Below are 19,034 nucleotides of genomic sequence, written 5' to 3'. Positions count from 1 at the left end.
GTGTCCGAAGACCCATTATAAAGCGTAATTCTGTCATCTGATTCTGATATGGTTTTGTCCCCCTTATTGATGGACCGATAGTTTACACCGTATGAAAAAGTAGCTGTTACATCGGCTGCCAGATTGTGGTACATGACTCTTATTTGTTTGACTTTAATTTCATTGGGAGCGAAAGTAGATCCATCTGCTTTTATCAGATTCGATGCACCTATTCTTCCCCTTGAAAAAGGCTTATATGGAGAAACAAAGATGAAGTTTGGCTTATTGGGATTAATAGCGCCTCAATTTTTTATAAAACTACCCGCCAATGTTTTAGCTCCCGAAATCGTCACAAAATACATACCTGGCTGTAGTGTTGAAACATCCAGCGTCTGTTGTTTTGCAATAATAATCATCTTCCTCACACCTGACAAATCATATATCGTGACCAACCTCCCGTTTATGTCCACACCCGAAAACTGAATAGTATTTGTGGCCGGATTAGGATAAATGGTAAGGGAATTTATTCTCGCCTTTTTGAGTATAGGTGCTGAAATTTCATCCGGATGCAACACAAACTTTACTGCATCGGCAATCACATAACCATTTGCTGAGTCATTCCGTATCAACACATTTCCGGTGGTACCCGCCGCAAAATTGTAAGTGCCCAGGTATTTCCAGACACCATTATCTATCTGCTGATTAATCAGATAACTATTGCTTCCACCATCGTAATGAACATCTACAGGTGTATTCGATGCCCTGTTTGTACCAGATGCCCAACGCATATACACATCATACGCACCAGCTACAGGCAGATCCGGTGTAAATCGGATGCTTTTTCCTCCTGTGACGCCCGTATTCCCATCTGTCATATAATTGGTACTATAATAGCCTGGTGCAGAGGTACTACCTGTCCACGACCCGGTTGCTACCGCAGCAATATTGTCTACAATCAGCATATTTGCTGAAGGCATATCTGCAACGACATGGCCCAGCGAACTTTCTACCGTATTCACTGATGAAATTCTGTAATAATAGGTGATGTCATTAGTTACACTGGCGTCCGTATAAGTAATGCCGGTCACACCTGCCGCAATCAACTCATACGGGCCTGTCAATGCTGTTGATCTATATACATTATAACTGGTGGCGCCTACAGCACTTTTCCACCAATTCAGTTGAATCACCTGATTGCCGGCATCACTTGTCAGGTACATTGGCAAGTCTGGCGCATACCCGATATTATCAGTAGTTACTGAGATTTCCGGCCCATCATTAATTGCATAGTAATAGGTTGTATTAGCTGTTAATCCGGTATCTGAATAATTGGCTGCGGTGAGTGAATCAATGACGGTATATGGACCTCCACTTATTGTAGCACGTTTTAAAATACCCGTCGAATCAGCCGGCCATGAGATATTGACGGCAGTTGGCGAAACACTATAAGCGTTTAATTGTGCTGGCCGTGCCTGCCCATCGCCCTTTTTATCGACAAGCCATTGCTGCATAAATTGTCCCTGGTTTTCTCCGTTCATCAGATTCCAGCTCCAGTCAAAATACTGTGGCTTCCAGAAGTTGTCAAAAATGTATCCCGTCCAGCCGATTTCCGGATGCGCATCCAGGTAGGTTCTGAAAGGCGAGCCCCAGGCACTAGTGGTGCCGTGCGTTACTCCATCCGAATAATTGCTGTTGTCATTCCAGCCAAATTCAGTGACCATCACAGGAATTGTCTGCGCAGCGGTACCGAATTTCGAATTCAGATTGGTCGTGGTTGCAGCGCCCTGATTAGGGTAAATATGATATACATATACCAGATTGGCACCTACTATAGGATTAGCTGCAGCACTGTTTACCCTTGTACTCCACTGTGGACCACCCACCAGGATGATATTTTGGGGTGCTACTGCTCTGATCGTATCGATCACTGGCTGTATATAACTTTTCCAAGTCATCCATACATCCGGATTGATAGGTTCATTATATACCTCAAACAGTACGTTAGGTACATTGGCATACTTCGGGGCTACGTACTTCCAGAAATTCATTACAAATATCTGTGGGACGCCGCCTGGCCCATAATTCGAGACAAAATGGAGGTCTACGATAATATATAGTCCCTTTGCAATAGCCTGTTGTACATAAGGATCGATAATATCAGTAAAGCTCTGTACAGGATCACTCACCTTTGCACAGGTGACCTGGAGACGAACAACGCGTGACTGCCAGTCCCTGCCGGCATCTGCCTGCCATTCCAGCATTTCGCTGATCGGTTTGGTGTTACACGTCGTACACTCGTTATTATGCTCCGGCGCAATGATGGACACACCTCTCAAGGTGATATTGTTACCACTGGAATCTTTGATCCGGTTACCGTCAACGTGTAGCCAGGGAACCTGTGCCTGAGCCACAAAACAAAATAGCAGGAATACGAATAGTAGGTTTTGGGGTTTCATATGGAGTGGAATTAAGTGGTGAAGACAAACAATACATGAATTTAAGGAAAATTAGCAAAATTAAGCGTATGCTTTTGTGCCAATAATTCATTTATCAATTCATTATTTTCCTTATTTCCTAACCACTTAATATTAATACAGCGCGTATAGCAGTATTGCCTCATGTGCCGACTGGTACGAGAGATATCAGCGGTAATCTTATTTGCTGAAAAACTGGATCAGTTCTTTTACTAAGAAATCCGGCTGTTCTTCCTGTATATAATGTCCGCAATCGGGAATAACGGCCCCGGTAATGTCGGCAACGAGCGGTTTGGTAATATTGTAAGCGAGCTGACCGAGCCCATGTTCACCGCCGATGGCTAATACGGGCATTTGAAGCAGATTTTGTCCGAAAGCTTTGTTATCATTGATATCCTGTAATATCGTGCGGTAATAGTTAAAGCCATTGCTCATTTTGTCAGCTTGGCTATAAGTTCGGTAGTATTCATTGATAGTGTCATTATCAAATACCTCTTTTTTGAACGAAGAGTTATGATAAAACCATTGCAGATATTCTCTTTCCTTCCCTGCGACGAGTAATTCGGGTAACTGATGTACCTGGTGAAACGCAAACCACCAAAGGCCCTTGTTATTGGGTGGGAGTAAGGGTGTTTTTTTAAGATATTCCCCTACAGGAGGAACATCCATGAGGACCAGCCTTTTCACTTCCTCACCAAATTGTGCAGCATAGCTATACGCAACAGAGGCGCCCCAGTCATGTCCGACAAGATAAATGTCATTATAACCATCTGCTTTCATCATATCATGGATAAGAACTGCGATTGTTTTTTTATCAAAAGAAACGGGATTAGCAGTATCGCCTAGTCCGGGTAAGTCAGGAGCTATGACTTTATATCCTTCTTTTGCTAAGAGAGGCGTTACAAACCGCCATGCGTAACTGGTTTGCGGGTATCCGTGCAATAGTAATATGACTTTTTTATTTTCCATAATTTGCCTTTTTTCTGCAAATCTAACTTCGCACGTACCTTTAGACAAGTACTTACTAGAAAGTCTGGTACTTACTTTGAGGTAAAAATTATTGGTTTTAAATATTTTATGAGATGAAGAAAAATGCAGTTTTATATAAAATAGGGGAAAAAGTGTTTGAATGTCCGGTAGGGTTAGCTACGAATGTGATCAATGGAAAATGGAAACTACAGATATTGAATTTGCTTTCGCAGGGTGCGTGTATGCGGTATGGAGATCTGAAAAGAGGAATTGAGGATGTATCTGAAAAAATGTTGATACAGCATTTGAGGGAGTTAGAAGGTGATGGATTGATAATGCGGAGAGCCTATGGAGAGGTGCCGCCGAAAGTTGAGTACAGTTTGACTGAGATCGGAAAGGGGATTATCCCCGTTATAGACGAGCTGAGAAAATGGGGCCTTGGATTCAAAGTGACCCGGGAAGCAATGTTATAAACCAAGCAAATTCAAAAGTATTATAACCAGAGGAACATGCAGCAGGATACGAAAGTTACATGGAGAAACAGACTTCATAATACTATTTATGAGTCGAATACGGTGGCAGGAAAGATATTTGACATTGTCTTATTAATACTGATCATTTTAAGTATCGCAGTAGTCATGCTGGATAGCATTCAAAGTTATCATCAGCGATATGGACATATTTTTCACACGATTGAATGGACCTTCACGGTTCTATTCACATTAGAATATATCCTTCGGCTGATAAGCATCCAAAAGCCTTTACTGTATGTTGCCTCTTTCTTTGGTATCATCGATTTACTGGCGATTCTTCCATCTTACCTGAGTGTGTTTTTTATTGGGGCGCAATCGCTATTGGTCCTTCGTGCACTGCGACTATTACGTGTATTCCGCATTTTTAAGCTGACTCACTTCTTAACTGAGATCGATTTCCTGAAAATGGCTCTTTCCAGCAGTCTGAAGAAGATTACCATTTTTATGTTGGTCGTGCTTTTTACGGTAATTATTCTTGGATCTGTCATGTATCTGGTAGAAAATGGCGAAAATGGTTTTGCCAGCATTCCTGATAGTATATATTGGGCAATAGTAACAATTACTACAGTCGGCTATGGGGACATCGCTCCGGCTACTCCGGTAGGCAAATTTATTGCATCCATAATGATGTTTATTGGCTATGGGATTATCGCTGTTCCGACCGGCATTGTAACAAACGAGATGGTAAACGCTACGAGATTCAGGAAACATGGCCATGAGACGTGTCCCGGATGCGGAAGGGAAGGACATGAGCATGATGCGTTGCATTGCAAATACTGCGGTGCTTTATTGTAATTATCGGCTATAGATATATAAGCAAGCCATTTATCAGGACATGTAGATTATTTGTAGTAGTCCGATACCTTGCAAATCCCCGTCGTTGTATAACTTTGACCATTATCAATAACAAGAAGTTAACAATGGCAAAAATAATTGACACTTTCCGCGCCCTGGAAAAAGAGATTAATAACCAGGGTCTGATCATCGAATTTTCAGAACCCATAGATATACAAGAGGTAAGAAAGGTAGAAGCACAGTTTAACTTTACCTTTCCGGACGACTATGTAGAATTTATTACCACATGCGGTCTTGCTTATTTTAAAGATTTACAATCAGAAAAGTATATGTGCACGATACTTTTCCCTCCATATATAGCAGAGGATATGGAGTTCGTACTTGATCAGGAAGAAGAGTGGAGTGGCAATGTGGTCATATTTCAGAAATTTGATCATGACGACAGATTTGATTTTTATGCTTTTCGGAGAACAGGAGAAACTGTTGATGTAGTTTCCTATTTTGATTCGGGGGAAGTCTGGCCTGTCGCAACTACATTTTCCGCCCATATAGAGAAGTTGTTGAAAAGTTTTATTGATGGATCTTATCGTAATAAATACTATGCTCATTTTTAGTATGAGTTCCTGTTTGTAGCAAAAGGATCTATTATCTATGCCATTTGCCACAAACAGGCACTTCACATTTACTTCCTGGTAAAGCTACCCAACGATTGCATTACCGGAAGATCACTGAGCACTGCTGCGTCTGCTATAGTCATTTCAGTGACAAAGGCGGCCTTCGGTGTACGCACTTTTTTCATATTCACCAACCAGTCGTTTTCAGCTTCGCGATAACCCAATGGCAATAATACAGTGCTTTTATAGCCCGTTCCTTTTAACTGTAATAATTCATCCAGCTTGTCAGGCAAGAAGCCTTCTATCGGGGTAGCATCCACTTTTTGCTCTGCTGCTGCAGCGATCGCCAGACCAAAAGAGATATAGCTTTGCTTGGCAGCATGATGTGCCTGCCATTCTTGTCCCAATGGACCGTAAAGCCCTAAAATGGTGTCTTTATAGCCATCCATCGTATCACGTGGTAATCCCCGTTCATCCATCATGTAGTTAAATACCTGGCTTACCCGTTCTTCGCTATATCCATCCCAGGCTGCAAATACAAGCAGATGCGAGCAATCTGTTATCTGACTTTGATCATAAGCAATACGCTTTATTTTTTCCAGCAAAGCTTTATCGCTTATTACTATTACTTTATACTGCTGCAAACCGGAGGAGGAAGGCGCCAGGCGGGCTGCTTCTAAAATATAATCCAGTTTTTCCTGTTGTACGGATACTCCGTTCATCTTTTTGGTAGCGTAGCGCCAATGTAAATCATCCAGTAAGCTCATGTGTCCTATTTTTTCACAAAGCTAAGCAAGGTTTTAGCAATTTAGTACCTTCGTAGTCAATACAAGTGGTGACATTCAAGTCACCCAGATGACAAAAAAGTAACCTGGTAAACGTATGCAGAAAGTGAACTTAATATATCCCGGCGACAGCGATTGTATAAAAAGAATGAGGGCTATTGATGATACTATACACATCTTTAGCGGCAAATGGAAATTAGCTATCATCTCACATCTCTGTGCCAGACAAATGCGATATTCAGAATTGTTGAAAGATATCAATGGTATTGCAGGAAAGGTATTAAGCCGGGAATTAAAAGACCTGGAAATGAATGGGCTTATTATCAGAGAAGTAACTACAGGTAGCCCTGTCGCAGTTTCTTATGTTCTTTCCGACTACGGTAAGACGCTAAAGGTCTTAATTGATGCCATGGCAGAGTGGGGGCTGAAACACCGGGAAAAGATATTTGGAAAACAGCTGGTCCAATAAATAGTCTCTTGGAAGAAAAGCTATTCGATTTACAAAGTGTAAAAATACCAACTAGTTGGTATTGCTCGTTATTGTTTAGGCTTGAAATTTAGAGATTGAAAAATTCAATAGTACAGCCAATGCCACGATTATTCAATCTCTTCCTTCCTCAGCCACCAAGGGTTCAGTTAGCGAAACACTTTGGTTTAAAGAAGGTTATTATTTGCAATTCGATCAGTTTCGGATAACATTAATAGATCTGAATAGGAACTCAGGAATCCGTGTGAAAATAGGTAAAACCCAAAGTGATGACCCCACGGATCATTGTCAGGAGTCTGTAGTCCAGGATGATTATATAAAATACAATGAACCACTGTTATTTTCTGACAGGACGCATGACTATAAGGTAAATTTAGTAGCGATTGATCATGCAGGTAAAAATCCATTCAAATTAGCTGCATATATTAATCTTGAAACTTTAAAGTGAGTGAAATGATTGGCACAAATGATCTAAGAGAGTTGTCGCGCCTGATCCATCAACAGAATTGGTCTGACAAACAATTCTCCTTTGATAAATCTATGTCTGCTACCTTAAGTTGATACCCAAAAAAGGCCAATCAATTAACCCCATCAAGACATAAAAAATTTGTTGTTGTAAAAATAGTTATTAATTTAGTAGTCGCGACAACTAAATTAATAACTATGTCAAATCCAACGCAACTCAGCTTTATTTCACTCCAGGTGTCTGATCTTGAAGTATCTGGGAAATTTTATACTGAAATTCTGAATTTTAAGCCTGTTCCGAAATCGCCACCTGATGCCATCGTGTTTGAGCAAAAGAACGGCGCAGCCTTCGCTATCAGAAAACCAATGATTGAGCTTTCGAAAGCTAATTTGCTCGGTTGGGGAGTAGCTGTATGGTTTGGAATAGGTAACCTGGATACATTTTTGGAGAAAAATGCAGGGAAAATTTCTATTTTCAAAGATATCCATCCAACGCCATTTGGAAGAATCCTGGTAATATCCGATCCAGATGGTTATGCAATAACTTTACAGGAAACCAAGGAAGATTAATGGCTGCAAAATGTTAGGTGGTGGTCACATGCCGTGATCACTCCCTTAATGTGCTACATCAGGTGTATTAAGATAATGTTCATTTCATTAAATTGTATATGCACAAATAAGATGGCTACAAAAGATCAGGTATTCTCTTATATAGAGCCAGAGGAAAACAGCGGATACTTGCTTTGGCAAGTGACAATGCAATGGCAGCTAAGTATGAACAGAGCACTCGGAAAAATGGAGCTCACGCTAACGCAATTCTCCTTAATGGCGGGTCTCTACTGGTTGAGTGAAAAAAAAGGGGCAGTTACCCAGCAGCAGTTGGCCGATTACGCTAATACCGATAAAATGATGACTTCTAAAGTATTAGCGGTATTAGAGAAAAAACAAATCGTAGAAAGGGTGAAAGACCCCGGTGATAGCCGTGCGAAACAATTAAAAATAACCGATAAAGGTGTGGAGATATTGAGGGAGGCGTATCGGATTGTTAAACAGGTGGATGATGTGTTTTTTAAAAACGTGGTGAAAGATAAAATAGTATTCGATGATTTACTTGTGAGATTAATAAAGTAGGATCATGCATACTACAAATAAGAAATGCCGTGCAGTGTTCAAAAGGAAGATCTGCTCTAATAGCAGCCTTCCTTTTGAAACTTATTTAACATATAATGCATAGGATTTTTTTTAAACTACTACTTATTCCGGCTGAAGCAGGGTAGGAGGAGGGGCAAACAATGGAGAATAAATCATACCTGATCCTTAGATCAAACCAGTCTCTTTAGCCCGGTTAACCAATGTAACAATATTACTCACCTGAAATTTGTGCAGCAAGGTAGCACGATGTGTTTTAACCGTTAGCGGACTGATAAACAACTCTTCCGCAATAGCGGCTGATTTTCTGCCCTCGGCCAACAATTGCAGGATCTGTTTTTCTCTTTTAGTCAGCTCCGGTATCGTCTGTAAAGTATTAAGATCAGGTTGTTGCATGATCTCTTTCACCTCCGGACTCATCGCAATGTTACCTTCCCAAACCGTATTTAATGCATCTAATAACTCTTTGGCGGAGATGTTTTTAAGTAGATAACCCTTCGCTCCATTTTTGAATAGCTGCGAAATAATGCTTCGCTCATTCAGGTTACTAAGGGCGACAACCATTGTGTCCGGATAAAACTCATTGATGACAGCACAAAAATGAACGCCGTTGCCATCCGGCAAGGTGATGTCCAACAATACAATGTCTGCTTTGTGTTGTTGCAGAAAACCCATACAACCGGCACCGGTAGTAAAACAACCAGCAATCTCATACAGCGGACTGCTCTCCAGCAATGATCTGAATCCCTCTATCACAATAGGATGATCATCTACAATAGCAATACTGATTTTATGATTATTATGCAACATGCAACTCAATATTTATGATAGTTCCCTCTGGGGATGATTCAATATGTAAATTTCCATGAAAGTAATCCACCCGGTTGCGGATATTCTTTAACCCAATTCCATCCGATTGATGGCTGTTGGTATCAAAACCTCTGCCATTATCTTCTATGGTAATGAAAAAACTATATTCTTCCTGACTGCATTGCAACAGGATAGTCGTAGCATTCGCATGTTTCACCGCATTGGTAATAATTTCCTGTATCATCCGGTAGATCATAGTTTGCGTTGACAGGGGCAACGCAGGATCAATATTGTAAGCATTGTATACTAAACGCAGTTGTGGACTCATTACCGAACTACAGAGATCTTTCAGCGCCTCCTGCAATCCCAATGTAAGTAAAGATTCCGGCATCATATTACGTGAGATCCAGCGCAATTCCCGGATAGAAGCATCCAGTTGGTCTATTACCTGTTGTAGTGGGAATTCCTGTGGACTGTTTGCCACCGGAATACGTGACAGACCGAGTTTGATAGCCGACAACCGGCAACCCAATCCATCATGCAGGTCCCGCGCCATTCGCCGCCGCTCCTGCTCTTGTCCTTCCATCAGGGCCGTATAGTTTGATAATTGTTTTTCCTTTTCTATCCTTTTTAATTCGGCCTGATACCCTGTCTCCCGTCGGTCGGCTATTTTCTTACGGTATTGTAATCGCATGACGGAGATAGCGACAATCAGACTCAATACAACCACTATGGCTAATAACAACAATACCTGGAACTGTCTGTACTTTTTATCATGTTCCAGGGACAGGATCTGTTTTTCTTTCTCCGCAGTTCTGAACCTGGCTTCCATCACAGCGATGTCTGTTTTGGTTCGCTGTGCATTGATGGAATCCGACAGCGCTACATATTGCGTCAGCCAGCTATATGCCGCATCGGTATTACCTGATAACTTTTCGGTTTCCGCTAAATCGAACAACAGTTGCTTTTTGTTTTTGGAAAGCGGAAGTTTACCTTCCATATCCAGCCCCTGCAACAAGCTATTTTTAGCTGCTATATAATTTTTCTCCTCTTTGTAAACACTGAACTGCTCATACAACAATGCCCGTTTGTCAAATACATTATTCATTTCCTCCGCCAATGCCATGCCTTTTTCCACGCTTTGATGTGCCAGCACATATAACCTGGTAGATCTATAATAGGCGGCTTCTACGGAATAATATAGTGGCCAGAAATAAGAATCAGGATTCGGCTCCAGGATCTTTCTCGCGTTTTTCAGAAAAGGTAAAGCCTGTTTTGGTTTGCTACTCAAAATAGTAGCCCTGGCAGACATTACATATACATCGGCCAAGTCTGCGTACATCTCTCTGCTTGTTTCCATGATGGCAATAGCCCGTGAGAAATATTCCAGGGACCTCTCATATTCATTCAAATTAAGCAGTACCAGTCCGATATTGTGGTAGCTCAATGCCATTCTCGTGCTGTCCCCGGCCTGCTGGACAAGCGGTAAGACCTTATTGATCAGGATATCGAGAAACTCACGTGGCTTGTCTAGCCGCTGTTCAAGGGCACCATAGTTACTCCAGGCTTTGGACCGGAAAATCAATGCTTCTCTTTGGGAAAACTTACTCAATAATTTTTCTGCATACAAATATTCCTGCTGACTATGGTTAATGTCAAACTCAAAGTAGACGCCGGCCAGGTAAAAATGTGCGATTGCCGTGAGATACTCATCCTGGTGGCTTAACATGATGCCTTGCCGGGCATAATCCAGCGCTTTGGTAGTGTCCCGGGTACTGTAAAAATCCGAGAGCAGGAAAATGGCGTCCAGTTTATCTTTCAGCTTTTCCGATGTTTTCAGTACTTGTTGCAGACTATCAGGAAATTTCCGGTCGTCTACCACGTGTTGCGCTGCCGCCTGTACGTAAAAGAGCAGGGGGAGCAGACAATAAGCTATTTTCCGGATGGCGTTTGTTAGTGATTGATTCAATAGCGCAATTTTTGAACGGCGAGCTAAAAATATGTATAAAACAAATGATGGGTATCATATACCGCTTCCCACTGTCAAAAATACTCCTTTGGGAGTATTGTCTTACAGTGCTGCGCTGCTGATTTTTGTGGACGTAATTCTGTTTCACCCATTAATCATTTGTTAACATGAAAAAGCATTTATACTTGTTACCCCTGGTGTTCTTCATCGCTGCCTGCTCTAAAGAGGGCGGTGGCGATAAGGACACCCCTGATCCGGGAACAGGTACCACAACACTGGGGGCAGGTGTAATTTACTACGATTGGGCTACCGACGGCCTGTTGAAATTTGACCTGACAACAGGTATAAAAGCATCCTTTATTACCTATAGTACCCGTCGCAATGGCTGGGATGTTAGCCAGGACAATACCTGGATACTGGAGTCGCGTGATCATCCGGATGATTATGACGCAGAATTATATACGATTACCAATGTAAAAGACAACACCATTGTATCACAATTCAAGAAATTCTCAGGGTATGCAAATCTTACTTCCCCTTTGTTGTCTTACGATAAAAAGTTGATTCTGGTACCGCCTACTTTTGATGACGGTGTTATGATACTTGATCTGCAGGGGAAAATTCTTTTTAACCTTGTATCATATCAGGGGAAAAAACTGGACGGAAGAGTGATCTGGATGCCTGACAATACGTTTTTGTTCAGCCAGGGCAATAGTATATACCGCACCAATAAGGAATTCACGAATGCGACACTCGTAAAAACATTCAACTTTGACAGCTGGGGGCATTTTAGCATTAGCCCGGATGGAACAAAGCTGGCGCTGCGTGGTGGTAACCATGTATGGATGATGAATATAGATGGCAGTAATCTTACCCAGGTTACCGAGAGTAACTGGACAGAAGTATGGCCGGTATTTTCGCCGGATTCTAAATATTTGCTGATAGGATATGATTATACGCCTACGAATCAATGGGGGCGTTGGTGGAGAATGGCCATAATTCCTGCGGATTTCAAAAAATATAATGTGGAGGACAATACAGATAAACGGGTAATTCAGCTGGTCGCTAAAGGAGAAAACATAGCAGAGGCGGCGAGCGGCGTCACTCTGTGGCGTTAGTAGCAAAACTGAGAAACCTACAACAAAAAAAAGAGTTGTAAATGCCTTATTTACAACTCTTTTCAAGTATAGGATCGAACTGGTCTTTTACACTTTCTGCAAACACCAGGTAGTCATGCATCGCAAGTTCTGCACATTGGTGGTTTTTATAGGTTCATGGAGCCGCGCGTTGAGGCGTTCTGTATATTGAAGTAGTAATTGTTGACTCACCAAAAAGCGTTCGCTGCCATCGGGCAAAAGATAGCGACCATTACCCAGGTCTTGTACCTGCGTTTCAATTCCGATGTCTGAGGCTAGTCTGGCAAATAAATAGCCGCCAGGTTTCAGTACCCGCCACATTGAATAGATCATGTCCTGGAAATGAGCAGGATCCTGGGCGAAGTGTAATACTGCGCTGCTGATTATCAGGTCAAAAGTGTTATCCTCAAAAGGCAGATTTTCAGCGGAAGCGACCACAAAATTTTCTGTAGCATTTGTATGGGATAGCGTTGCTGATAGTTGCCTGACTGCCTCCACGGCATTGGGATTAGGGTCAATACCATACACATCATAGCCGTTTTTTAAGAAGTAGATCAGGTTGCGACCGCCACCGCAGCCCGCATCTAGTACACTTTTACATTTATCGTATGTTCCTTTAAGCAGTTGATCAAAGAGGTAGATGTCTATGTTTCCGTAAAGTTGCTGAAGTTCCGCTTGCATAAAGCAAAGTTAACGGATAAATAGCTTGAATACTAGGGTTACAAGGTTACGATTATCTGACTTTCTGCGGTTGATAGGGAAAGGCTAAAATTTTATTTCATACAACTAATGTGTTATGTATTGTGTCGTATCAATTTATCACCTTTGCCATGAGTTTAAATTGATGTTGTCCTGTACTTATCATTGGGTTCGTACCCTATACATTGTTCAAGCATATTCATAATCCTCAATTGGATCTTAGCCCATTTTAAGTTGCGAATAGTTTGACTATTATAAACTTTCTTATAATAGATCTGCAAGACTCTATTGAGACATGTCTTAAGTAATCTTAAATCAAGGCAACAGTTCTGGAAGTGTTTTCTAAATACCTGGAAATATTTATCCCCTGATGTAGCAAGGGACCGGAGGTTTGTAGCCTTATCCGACAAATAGACTAAATAACCATCCAGCGTGACATTGTTCGTTATATGTGTACTTCTCAGAAGACGCAACTTTTATAAATAAAAATGAATATGAAGAAAAATTTAAAGCCGGGAAGCATCCTGCTTTTTATCCTGGGAATTTTAAGCATTGTAAATGTAAACACCGCAAGCGCACAACAAGACACGATGGGGACTATCTCTGTTAAAGGAGACATCAGCAAGTACTATGTCGTGACGTTCAGGGATGCCGGAGCTCCCTCTGATCATGCGACTGAACTGGAGATAGGCCGGTCCAATATCCATCAGGATAGTTCATGGCGTGGATCTTTAATCGCCAGGTTCAGATATCACGTTAACAATTGGGGCACCGGATCTGAATTTATCGATGCCGACATCAGACAAGCCAATAGTCGTATACCTGCTTATGGATCTTTTATAGCAGGATGGGCAGATGGGTCTTTTGGTAATGCTACCGCCACTATTATCATTTGGCTGCGTGGTAACACAACGTATAAATATTTTGCTAACCACAATGTGACACCGACTGTTTATGATGGTTCGCCTAACCCTCTCTCTTTCACGCCTACAGCAGGAGGAACCACTTTTGGTGTGAAATCAGCGGTAGATAATACAGTGAATACATATGGCAGTACCATTGGTAATACGGCTTATTTTAATGGAGTCGGTACTAACTATTTCGGAGGCAACCTTGGAATCGGAACAAGAAATACAGGCACAAACAAGTTAGCGGTAGAAGGAACTATTGCGGCAAGGAAGATTAAGGTTACACAGGCAAGTACATGGCCGGATTTCGTATTTGATTCTACGTACCAGTTGCCGTCACTGCAGCAAGTAGAGACATACATACAGCAGCATAAACATCTTCCGGAAGTGCCATCTGCTTCAGAAGTGGCAAAAGAAGGATTCGAGCTGGCAGAAATGAATAAAATTCTCCTGCAGAAAATTGAGGAAATGACACTACATCTGATCGAACAAAACAAGCGTAATCTTGAGTTGGAAGAAAAGGTAAAGCTTATGGCGGAAAGACTTGATAAGCTGGAGTCAAAATAGTTGAAAAGCCGGATATTATCAGTTGTGTTGAGATAGCTGTACATTCTGATAATATTTGTAAGAAAAAGATTAATAAACTGTGTAAAGGATACAATTGGGGCAATTCTTCGAGACCGGGGCCATTATATCCTTTACACTTCTTTTATATTTCTCAATAAAGGGATCAGGTATTCGTTTAATCATATCTGTAGCATCTATACCGGGTATAATATGTAAGCAATGGACCAAAGATGAAAGGAAAATTGTGATGGAGATATTAGCGTGCATAGATATTCTGACGCCCGCGTCATATGACAGGCTACGCCGGGGAACGAGTGATTGGTTATTTGAGAATGTTGGCGTGGGGTGGATAAATACGATAAGGCAGCGTTAAACAAATACTTTTCAAAGTATATACACGTGGTTTAGCTGGCATCTACCTGACAACAGAAAACACGTTTAAAAGAGTTTCCTGCCGAATGTATCATAGAAGGGAAATATAAATGTCTTTCTAAGCGTAGACAAATAGTGGTTAAAGGAGGTCTCCGAAAGAAGTGAAACGTAAACACGACAGCTTACTTACCCCTAGGCGTCTTTTCTGTCTTCCATTTAATAACATAGTATACTGCCTGAGTAGCGCCTACATTCCTGATACCATGCAGTTGATTAGATGCCTGGAAAATAACCGAGCCCGGGCCGACGCGTTTCGTGGTCTTGTTCACCGTCGATTCAACTATTCCCTCTTTTACAATAATCAATTCTTCGTCGGGATGTTGATGTGGGGGATGTGGCGCCTCTCCAGGATTCAAAGTAGTTACATGTAGCTCCAATTCATCCAGTGTCGGAGTGGGCGCTTGCAGAAATTGTCGTTTTTCTCCCGTTTTAGTAGCTTCAACTTTAATTTTATTCCAGTCGTATATTGCAGAGGATAGGGGTGTACGCTGATCATTATGCGCAATGATCGCCATGGGTATACACATGATTAGTACGGTGATACATACATAGGTGATTTCTCTCTTTGTCATTACACCTGGTTTAAATATAACTAATTTACAAAAACTTGTTTATAGGCTGATCAGGTTTTTTGATCCATTTAACCTGCTAATTCCATTATAGAAAAGCCAATATTAAAAACCCTTAAAATTCACAATAGATGTGCATAAATAAAGTGAGGTGTCACTAAATTGATAAAGAAGTTACAACGCTCTTATATGTACACTTTGTGCCACTTAGCATACATGATCACTTCTTCTCCTTTAAAAATTTCCTGATTTCTTTTATTTCTTCATTATACGCCCTCATCAGCTTTTTTGTTTTATTCAACTCACCATATATTCTACAAATATATACCCGGTAGATTATCTGCATTTTCCTATCTACATCCTCATAATTTACCATCAACATCTGTGACAATTCCGACAGTTGAGTAGGAAATCCGAAAGATTCATTATAGCTATGGGCTATCCAACGTTCACTATATTCCTGAATACCATTTCCAAAAGTATGATAGGTATACCCTTTCTTTTCCAATTCCATACCCTCTTCAGACCCTGATACTTCCTCACGGCCAGGTTTTGCCAATTGTAAGTTTTGTCTGTGTAATTCTTTAACGACAGCGCTTATTACATGCAGTGCATCTTTTATCTCCGCTACACTTCCGCCGTTTTCCAAAATGTTCACGACCTTGCTCGCAGATTCAATCATCCATGTGCCACATGTGTAGCCGTCTCGCTGCATGTGCTCAGACAGGTCAACAATATTATCAACGCTGGTATAAACACCGGTCATCTCAAGCATCAGCTTAATCAGTGCTATTTTATCTTCATCTTCTCCCATTGAGTCAAAAAAATATACCTTAGGTGCGGATCTGCGATCCTGGTTTTGCCTGATCACCAATGTCGCCCAATGCGCATTATTAAAATTAATGGGAATCACCGTATTCATTGCGATAGCACCCTGGCCCATCTGGTCAAGATAGTTATCCCGGATAAATTCAGCTAAGAAATCAGGGTTATTGGCGATATCTACTGAGGGGGCTACGTGCGTGTTGGGAAGATTCGCGGCACTAAGTCCGGTATCCACTTCTTCATCGGTTAACCAATTTTCACCAATATCGGAGCTGCCGTAGTGACTCCATCCCCTGGGTAATTGTGTTTTTTTCTTTTTCTTTTTCTTATCCTGAGCACCAACAAGTAAATCAATTATCTTTTTACTATTACTATCTTTCTTATCCAATTCAAGAGCAAGTGCCAAAGGAGTCCTGCCATCATTATCTTCAGCGTCAAAACTCACTCCAATTGATAACATCGCTGCAACCAATGCAGGATCGTTCGAACTGACCGCCATATGCAGTAACTTGTCAGTAACGCTTCCGGCTTTCCGCTGTATATAAATCAGAGCAATTTTAAGTTGTACTTTATCTATAGTACTTATCAATCCTAAAGCCTCTTTATTGCCATTCAAAGCCCCCACCAACATTCTGACAATCGCTTTATCAGGTTTGAGCGTACCCGCTCCCTGTAGGATCTTTTCAACTGTCGCACCAAAATCAGAACCACTGATCACTTCGATCTCATCATGAAACGGATTTCCACTGCTGGGTATTCTGTTTTCCACGAAATTGATATACAGCTCTATAATGAATCCGGCAATCTGTTCCGCGGACAAATCAGTAAGCCTATCCCTGTTCCTTAATATCAGATTAGCGAACAGATTATACAAACGTATAGGCCCCATGCTGAAAAGCCTGCTCTGGTGAAGTTCGCGTCTATCTTCCCCATTTTCAACCCGCCGCACCTGCGCCCATAACTTAACAATTTCAGACTCTACACCGAATAGCAGGTTTGTTGTTTTTTTGTGTCCGGCACTATGTGAATAGATACTTTTCCCGATTGACTTACTACTCTTGATAGATCCGCGTTCCCGTGGCTTTCTCAGGCTTTGTTTTTTGGAACGCATTCTGTGTCCCCTATATTCAGTGAGTTCTTTGGTTACTTCTAAATCGTTCTCTACATCTTCTATTTCCTCCGCAATTTCGATGTCATTCATTTCGCTGTACTTATCGTCATCCCTTTTCCTTTTCCATAGATACCGTGCCCGGTCATAAACGTGCACCATATCTCCATTCGGGGTTTCCCTTACGGAAGAAAATACATTGAGGAAGTTATATTTCTTGTTATACTGTCCATATGTCGCCCCACGGGCTATATTGTTCAGGTGAAAGATAGTATCCAGCTGTGTGAACTCAAGCCTTATGTTCTCAATGCCCATTGTCAGTGCGAAAAACTCGAGCACAAGCGACTCAAAATTCTGAATGACTTTATGATCTACTTTATATTGCTGAAGTACGACATATACTTCATTGCCCCGACCGCTCAGAATGGCCAACATAGCAGCAGCAAGAATCTGGTTTCCCTTTCCCTTCTGCATCTTCTTATCTGACGCTTTGAGCAAATGAGCGCCCAATGCAGCAGCAAGGTTATGCAAAGAAAGTGCTATCGCTGCCCAGGATCTGCCTGGATTACCTTCCGCATCCTTCAGCTGCCGGCCGCGAAACTGAATTTCTTTATGTTTAGCTTTATTCCATAATCCGAACTCAATGTTATAAACGGTTGGTTTCTCTTTACTCCTGCCACTTTTGGCGTATCTGAATTCATTGGCAAAACTTAGCCAATCTTCCATACCACCAATAGTAACTTTATTAAAAGAATTGGGGAATTTTTTTGTTCTTTTATATGCCGAAGTTTGCTTATGCTTTCGGATATTATCAATTACATTGATTGCAATTTTATCAAATTTTTTATCGGGATTTAAATCAGAAATGTAATCACTGAGCAATTTGTTCAATGCTATAATAACAGCAATAATGAGATTAAATTCTACTTCATTTCCCGGCGTTTCATCTTCTTCGCTGCTATAATAGCGTTCCTCATCATCATTGGATTCAGAATCTTCGACTTCAAAATTCAGCCATTCACGATGCCGATGAACTTCTACCGCGTATTTGACGGCTTTTCTAGCGTCTACATTATCCAGCTCGTTGCAATAGCTCCCGTAATCCAGCTCTTTAAAACTCTGTCCGTTCGGAGGTTCTATGTTGTCTATATTTCTGATGTAATCAATGATATCGGATTCCTCTATGTCGTAAATTCCTATGTGATGGGCGTATGTTTCTATATTCTCAATAGTGCTGTTCCACTTTTCCTTTGCCAATGAATCCCAGGGTTCTTTTAGCTGTACAACAGGAACAGTCCCTATTTTATTCTGCTTCAGCTGTACGACATGCCAGGCTTCTTGTGAAGGATGATTTTGCTGGCTCGAAGTGGTATCTATTCTATCTGTTTTCAGCTGAAATGGTGCAATGGCACCCATATCTGGGTTTTCCGACATTTTAAGCGGGCTTTCATTTTTCTCGTGTTGCTCAATTGCCGTTTTCTGATAAGGGAGAACAGCAGGCATTGATATACCTGAATAGCTGGTGGCAGATGTAGCATTTGACGTGGTCGTATTGACGTGTTGAGGGTTTTTATTAGTTAGCATCAGAAAAAAATAAAAGGGATAGATAACGCTACTTGCTGATCTTGATATTTTCTTTTTGATCAGCTAATACAAGATAAGAAAAAACTCATTAGTCTCATAAAATGATGCGATGAATAATATCTATCCTGCCGGATGCTTCCAGGAAAACTATATTCATCTACAGGGCTTACTATGGGC

Annotated in this window: 16 protein-coding genes; 8 read left to right on the top strand and 8 right to left on the bottom strand. The window is 41.3% G+C overall.

Annotation, left to right across the window (positions count from 1 at the left end; genetic code table 11):
- Positions 1-281 precede the first annotated feature (281 nt).
- The gene (locus CPIN_RS21280) at positions 282-2,435 is read right to left on the bottom strand and encodes a cellulase family glycosylhydrolase (RefSeq protein WP_012791906.1); all 2,154 of its coding nucleotides are present in this window, start codon (positions 2,433-2,435) and stop codon (positions 282-284) included.
- A gap of 198 nt (positions 2,436-2,633) precedes the next feature.
- Complete coding sequence (locus CPIN_RS21275) at positions 2,634-3,422, bottom strand: alpha/beta fold hydrolase (protein ID WP_012791905.1); 789 nt, start codon at positions 3,420-3,422, stop codon at positions 2,634-2,636.
- A gap of 113 nt (positions 3,423-3,535) precedes the next feature.
- On the opposite strand from CPIN_RS21275, the gene CPIN_RS21270 reads away from it, so the two are divergent.
- The 3 genes from CPIN_RS21270 to CPIN_RS21260 all read left to right on the top strand — a co-directional run bounded on the left by CPIN_RS21270 (position 3,536) and on the right by CPIN_RS21260 (position 5,364).
- On the top strand, positions 3,536-3,895 hold the full coding sequence (locus tag CPIN_RS21270; protein WP_012791904.1) for a winged helix-turn-helix transcriptional regulator: 360 nt from the start codon (positions 3,536-3,538) through the stop codon (positions 3,893-3,895).
- Positions 3,896-3,931: 36 nt separating this feature from the next.
- The gene (locus CPIN_RS21265) at positions 3,932-4,750 is read left to right on the top strand and encodes an ion transporter (RefSeq protein WP_012791903.1); all 819 of its coding nucleotides are present in this window, start codon (positions 3,932-3,934) and stop codon (positions 4,748-4,750) included.
- Between the two features lie 125 nt (positions 4,751-4,875).
- Complete coding sequence (locus CPIN_RS21260) at positions 4,876-5,364, top strand: SMI1/KNR4 family protein (protein ID WP_012791902.1); 489 nt, start codon at positions 4,876-4,878, stop codon at positions 5,362-5,364.
- A 68-nt stretch (positions 5,365-5,432) separates the two neighbouring features.
- Here CPIN_RS21260 and CPIN_RS21255 read toward each other — a convergent pair whose 3' ends face one another.
- On the bottom strand, positions 5,433-6,131 hold the full coding sequence (locus CPIN_RS21255; protein WP_012791901.1) for a nitroreductase family protein: 699 nt from the start codon (positions 6,129-6,131) through the stop codon (positions 5,433-5,435).
- A 115-nt stretch (positions 6,132-6,246) separates the two neighbouring features.
- On the opposite strand from CPIN_RS21255, the gene CPIN_RS21250 reads away from it, so the two are divergent.
- From CPIN_RS21250 to CPIN_RS21235, 3 genes are all read left to right on the top strand, one after another.
- On the top strand, positions 6,247-6,618 hold the full coding sequence (locus CPIN_RS21250) for a winged helix-turn-helix transcriptional regulator (RefSeq protein WP_012791900.1): 372 nt from the start codon (positions 6,247-6,249) through the stop codon (positions 6,616-6,618).
- 681 nt (positions 6,619-7,299) lie between these two features.
- The gene (locus CPIN_RS21240) at positions 7,300-7,671 is read left to right on the top strand and encodes a VOC family protein (protein ID WP_012791897.1); all 372 of its coding nucleotides are present in this window, start codon (positions 7,300-7,302) and stop codon (positions 7,669-7,671) included.
- Between the two features lie 111 nt (positions 7,672-7,782).
- Positions 7,783-8,232 (top strand): MarR family winged helix-turn-helix transcriptional regulator, encoded by a 450-nt coding sequence (locus CPIN_RS21235; RefSeq protein WP_044219344.1) that lies wholly within the window; start codon positions 7,783-7,785, stop codon positions 8,230-8,232.
- Positions 8,233-8,418: 186 nt separating this feature from the next.
- On the opposite strand, the gene CPIN_RS21230 is transcribed toward CPIN_RS21235, so the two are convergent.
- Together CPIN_RS21230 and CPIN_RS21225 are read right to left on the bottom strand one after the other, a co-directional pair.
- On the bottom strand, positions 8,419-9,060 hold the full coding sequence (locus CPIN_RS21230; protein WP_012791895.1) for a response regulator: 642 nt from the start codon (positions 9,058-9,060) through the stop codon (positions 8,419-8,421).
- Positions 9,050-11,029 (bottom strand): ATP-binding protein, encoded by a 1,980-nt coding sequence (locus tag CPIN_RS21225; protein WP_012791894.1) that lies wholly within the window; start codon positions 11,027-11,029, stop codon positions 9,050-9,052. The genes CPIN_RS21230 and CPIN_RS21225 overlap by 11 nt, the downstream gene beginning before the upstream one ends.
- Before the next feature lie 167 nt (positions 11,030-11,196).
- Between CPIN_RS21225 and CPIN_RS21220 the strand changes: the two genes are divergently transcribed.
- Positions 11,197-12,147 (top strand): TolB family protein, encoded by a 951-nt coding sequence (locus tag CPIN_RS21220; RefSeq protein WP_012791893.1) that lies wholly within the window; start codon positions 11,197-11,199, stop codon positions 12,145-12,147.
- Positions 12,148-12,234: 87 nt separating this feature from the next.
- Here CPIN_RS21220 and CPIN_RS21215 read toward each other — a convergent pair whose 3' ends face one another.
- Positions 12,235-12,846, bottom strand: coding sequence for a class I SAM-dependent methyltransferase (locus CPIN_RS21215; protein ID WP_012791892.1), 612 nt, complete (start codon positions 12,844-12,846; stop codon positions 12,235-12,237).
- Between the two features lie 512 nt (positions 12,847-13,358).
- Here CPIN_RS21215 and CPIN_RS36865 point away from each other — a divergent pair.
- Positions 13,359-14,339, top strand: a complete 981-nt coding sequence (locus CPIN_RS36865) for a hypothetical protein (RefSeq protein WP_012791891.1) — start codon at positions 13,359-13,361, stop codon at positions 14,337-14,339.
- Between the two features lie 554 nt (positions 14,340-14,893).
- Here the strand turns inward: CPIN_RS36865 and CPIN_RS21205 are convergent.
- Positions 14,894-15,343, bottom strand: a complete 450-nt coding sequence (locus tag CPIN_RS21205; protein WP_012791890.1) for a cupin domain-containing protein — start codon at positions 15,341-15,343, stop codon at positions 14,894-14,896.
- Between the two features lie 217 nt (positions 15,344-15,560).
- Positions 15,561-18,857 (bottom strand): ankyrin repeat domain-containing protein, encoded by a 3,297-nt coding sequence (locus CPIN_RS21200; RefSeq protein WP_012791889.1) that lies wholly within the window; start codon positions 18,855-18,857, stop codon positions 15,561-15,563.
- Positions 18,858-19,034 lie beyond the last annotated feature (177 nt).

The sequence above is a fragment of the Chitinophaga pinensis DSM 2588 genome (assembly GCF_000024005.1).
GTDB classification, from domain to species: Bacteria; Bacteroidota; Bacteroidia; order Chitinophagales; family Chitinophagaceae; genus Chitinophaga; species Chitinophaga pinensis.
This window is presented reverse-complemented; position numbering and strand designations above follow the sequence as displayed.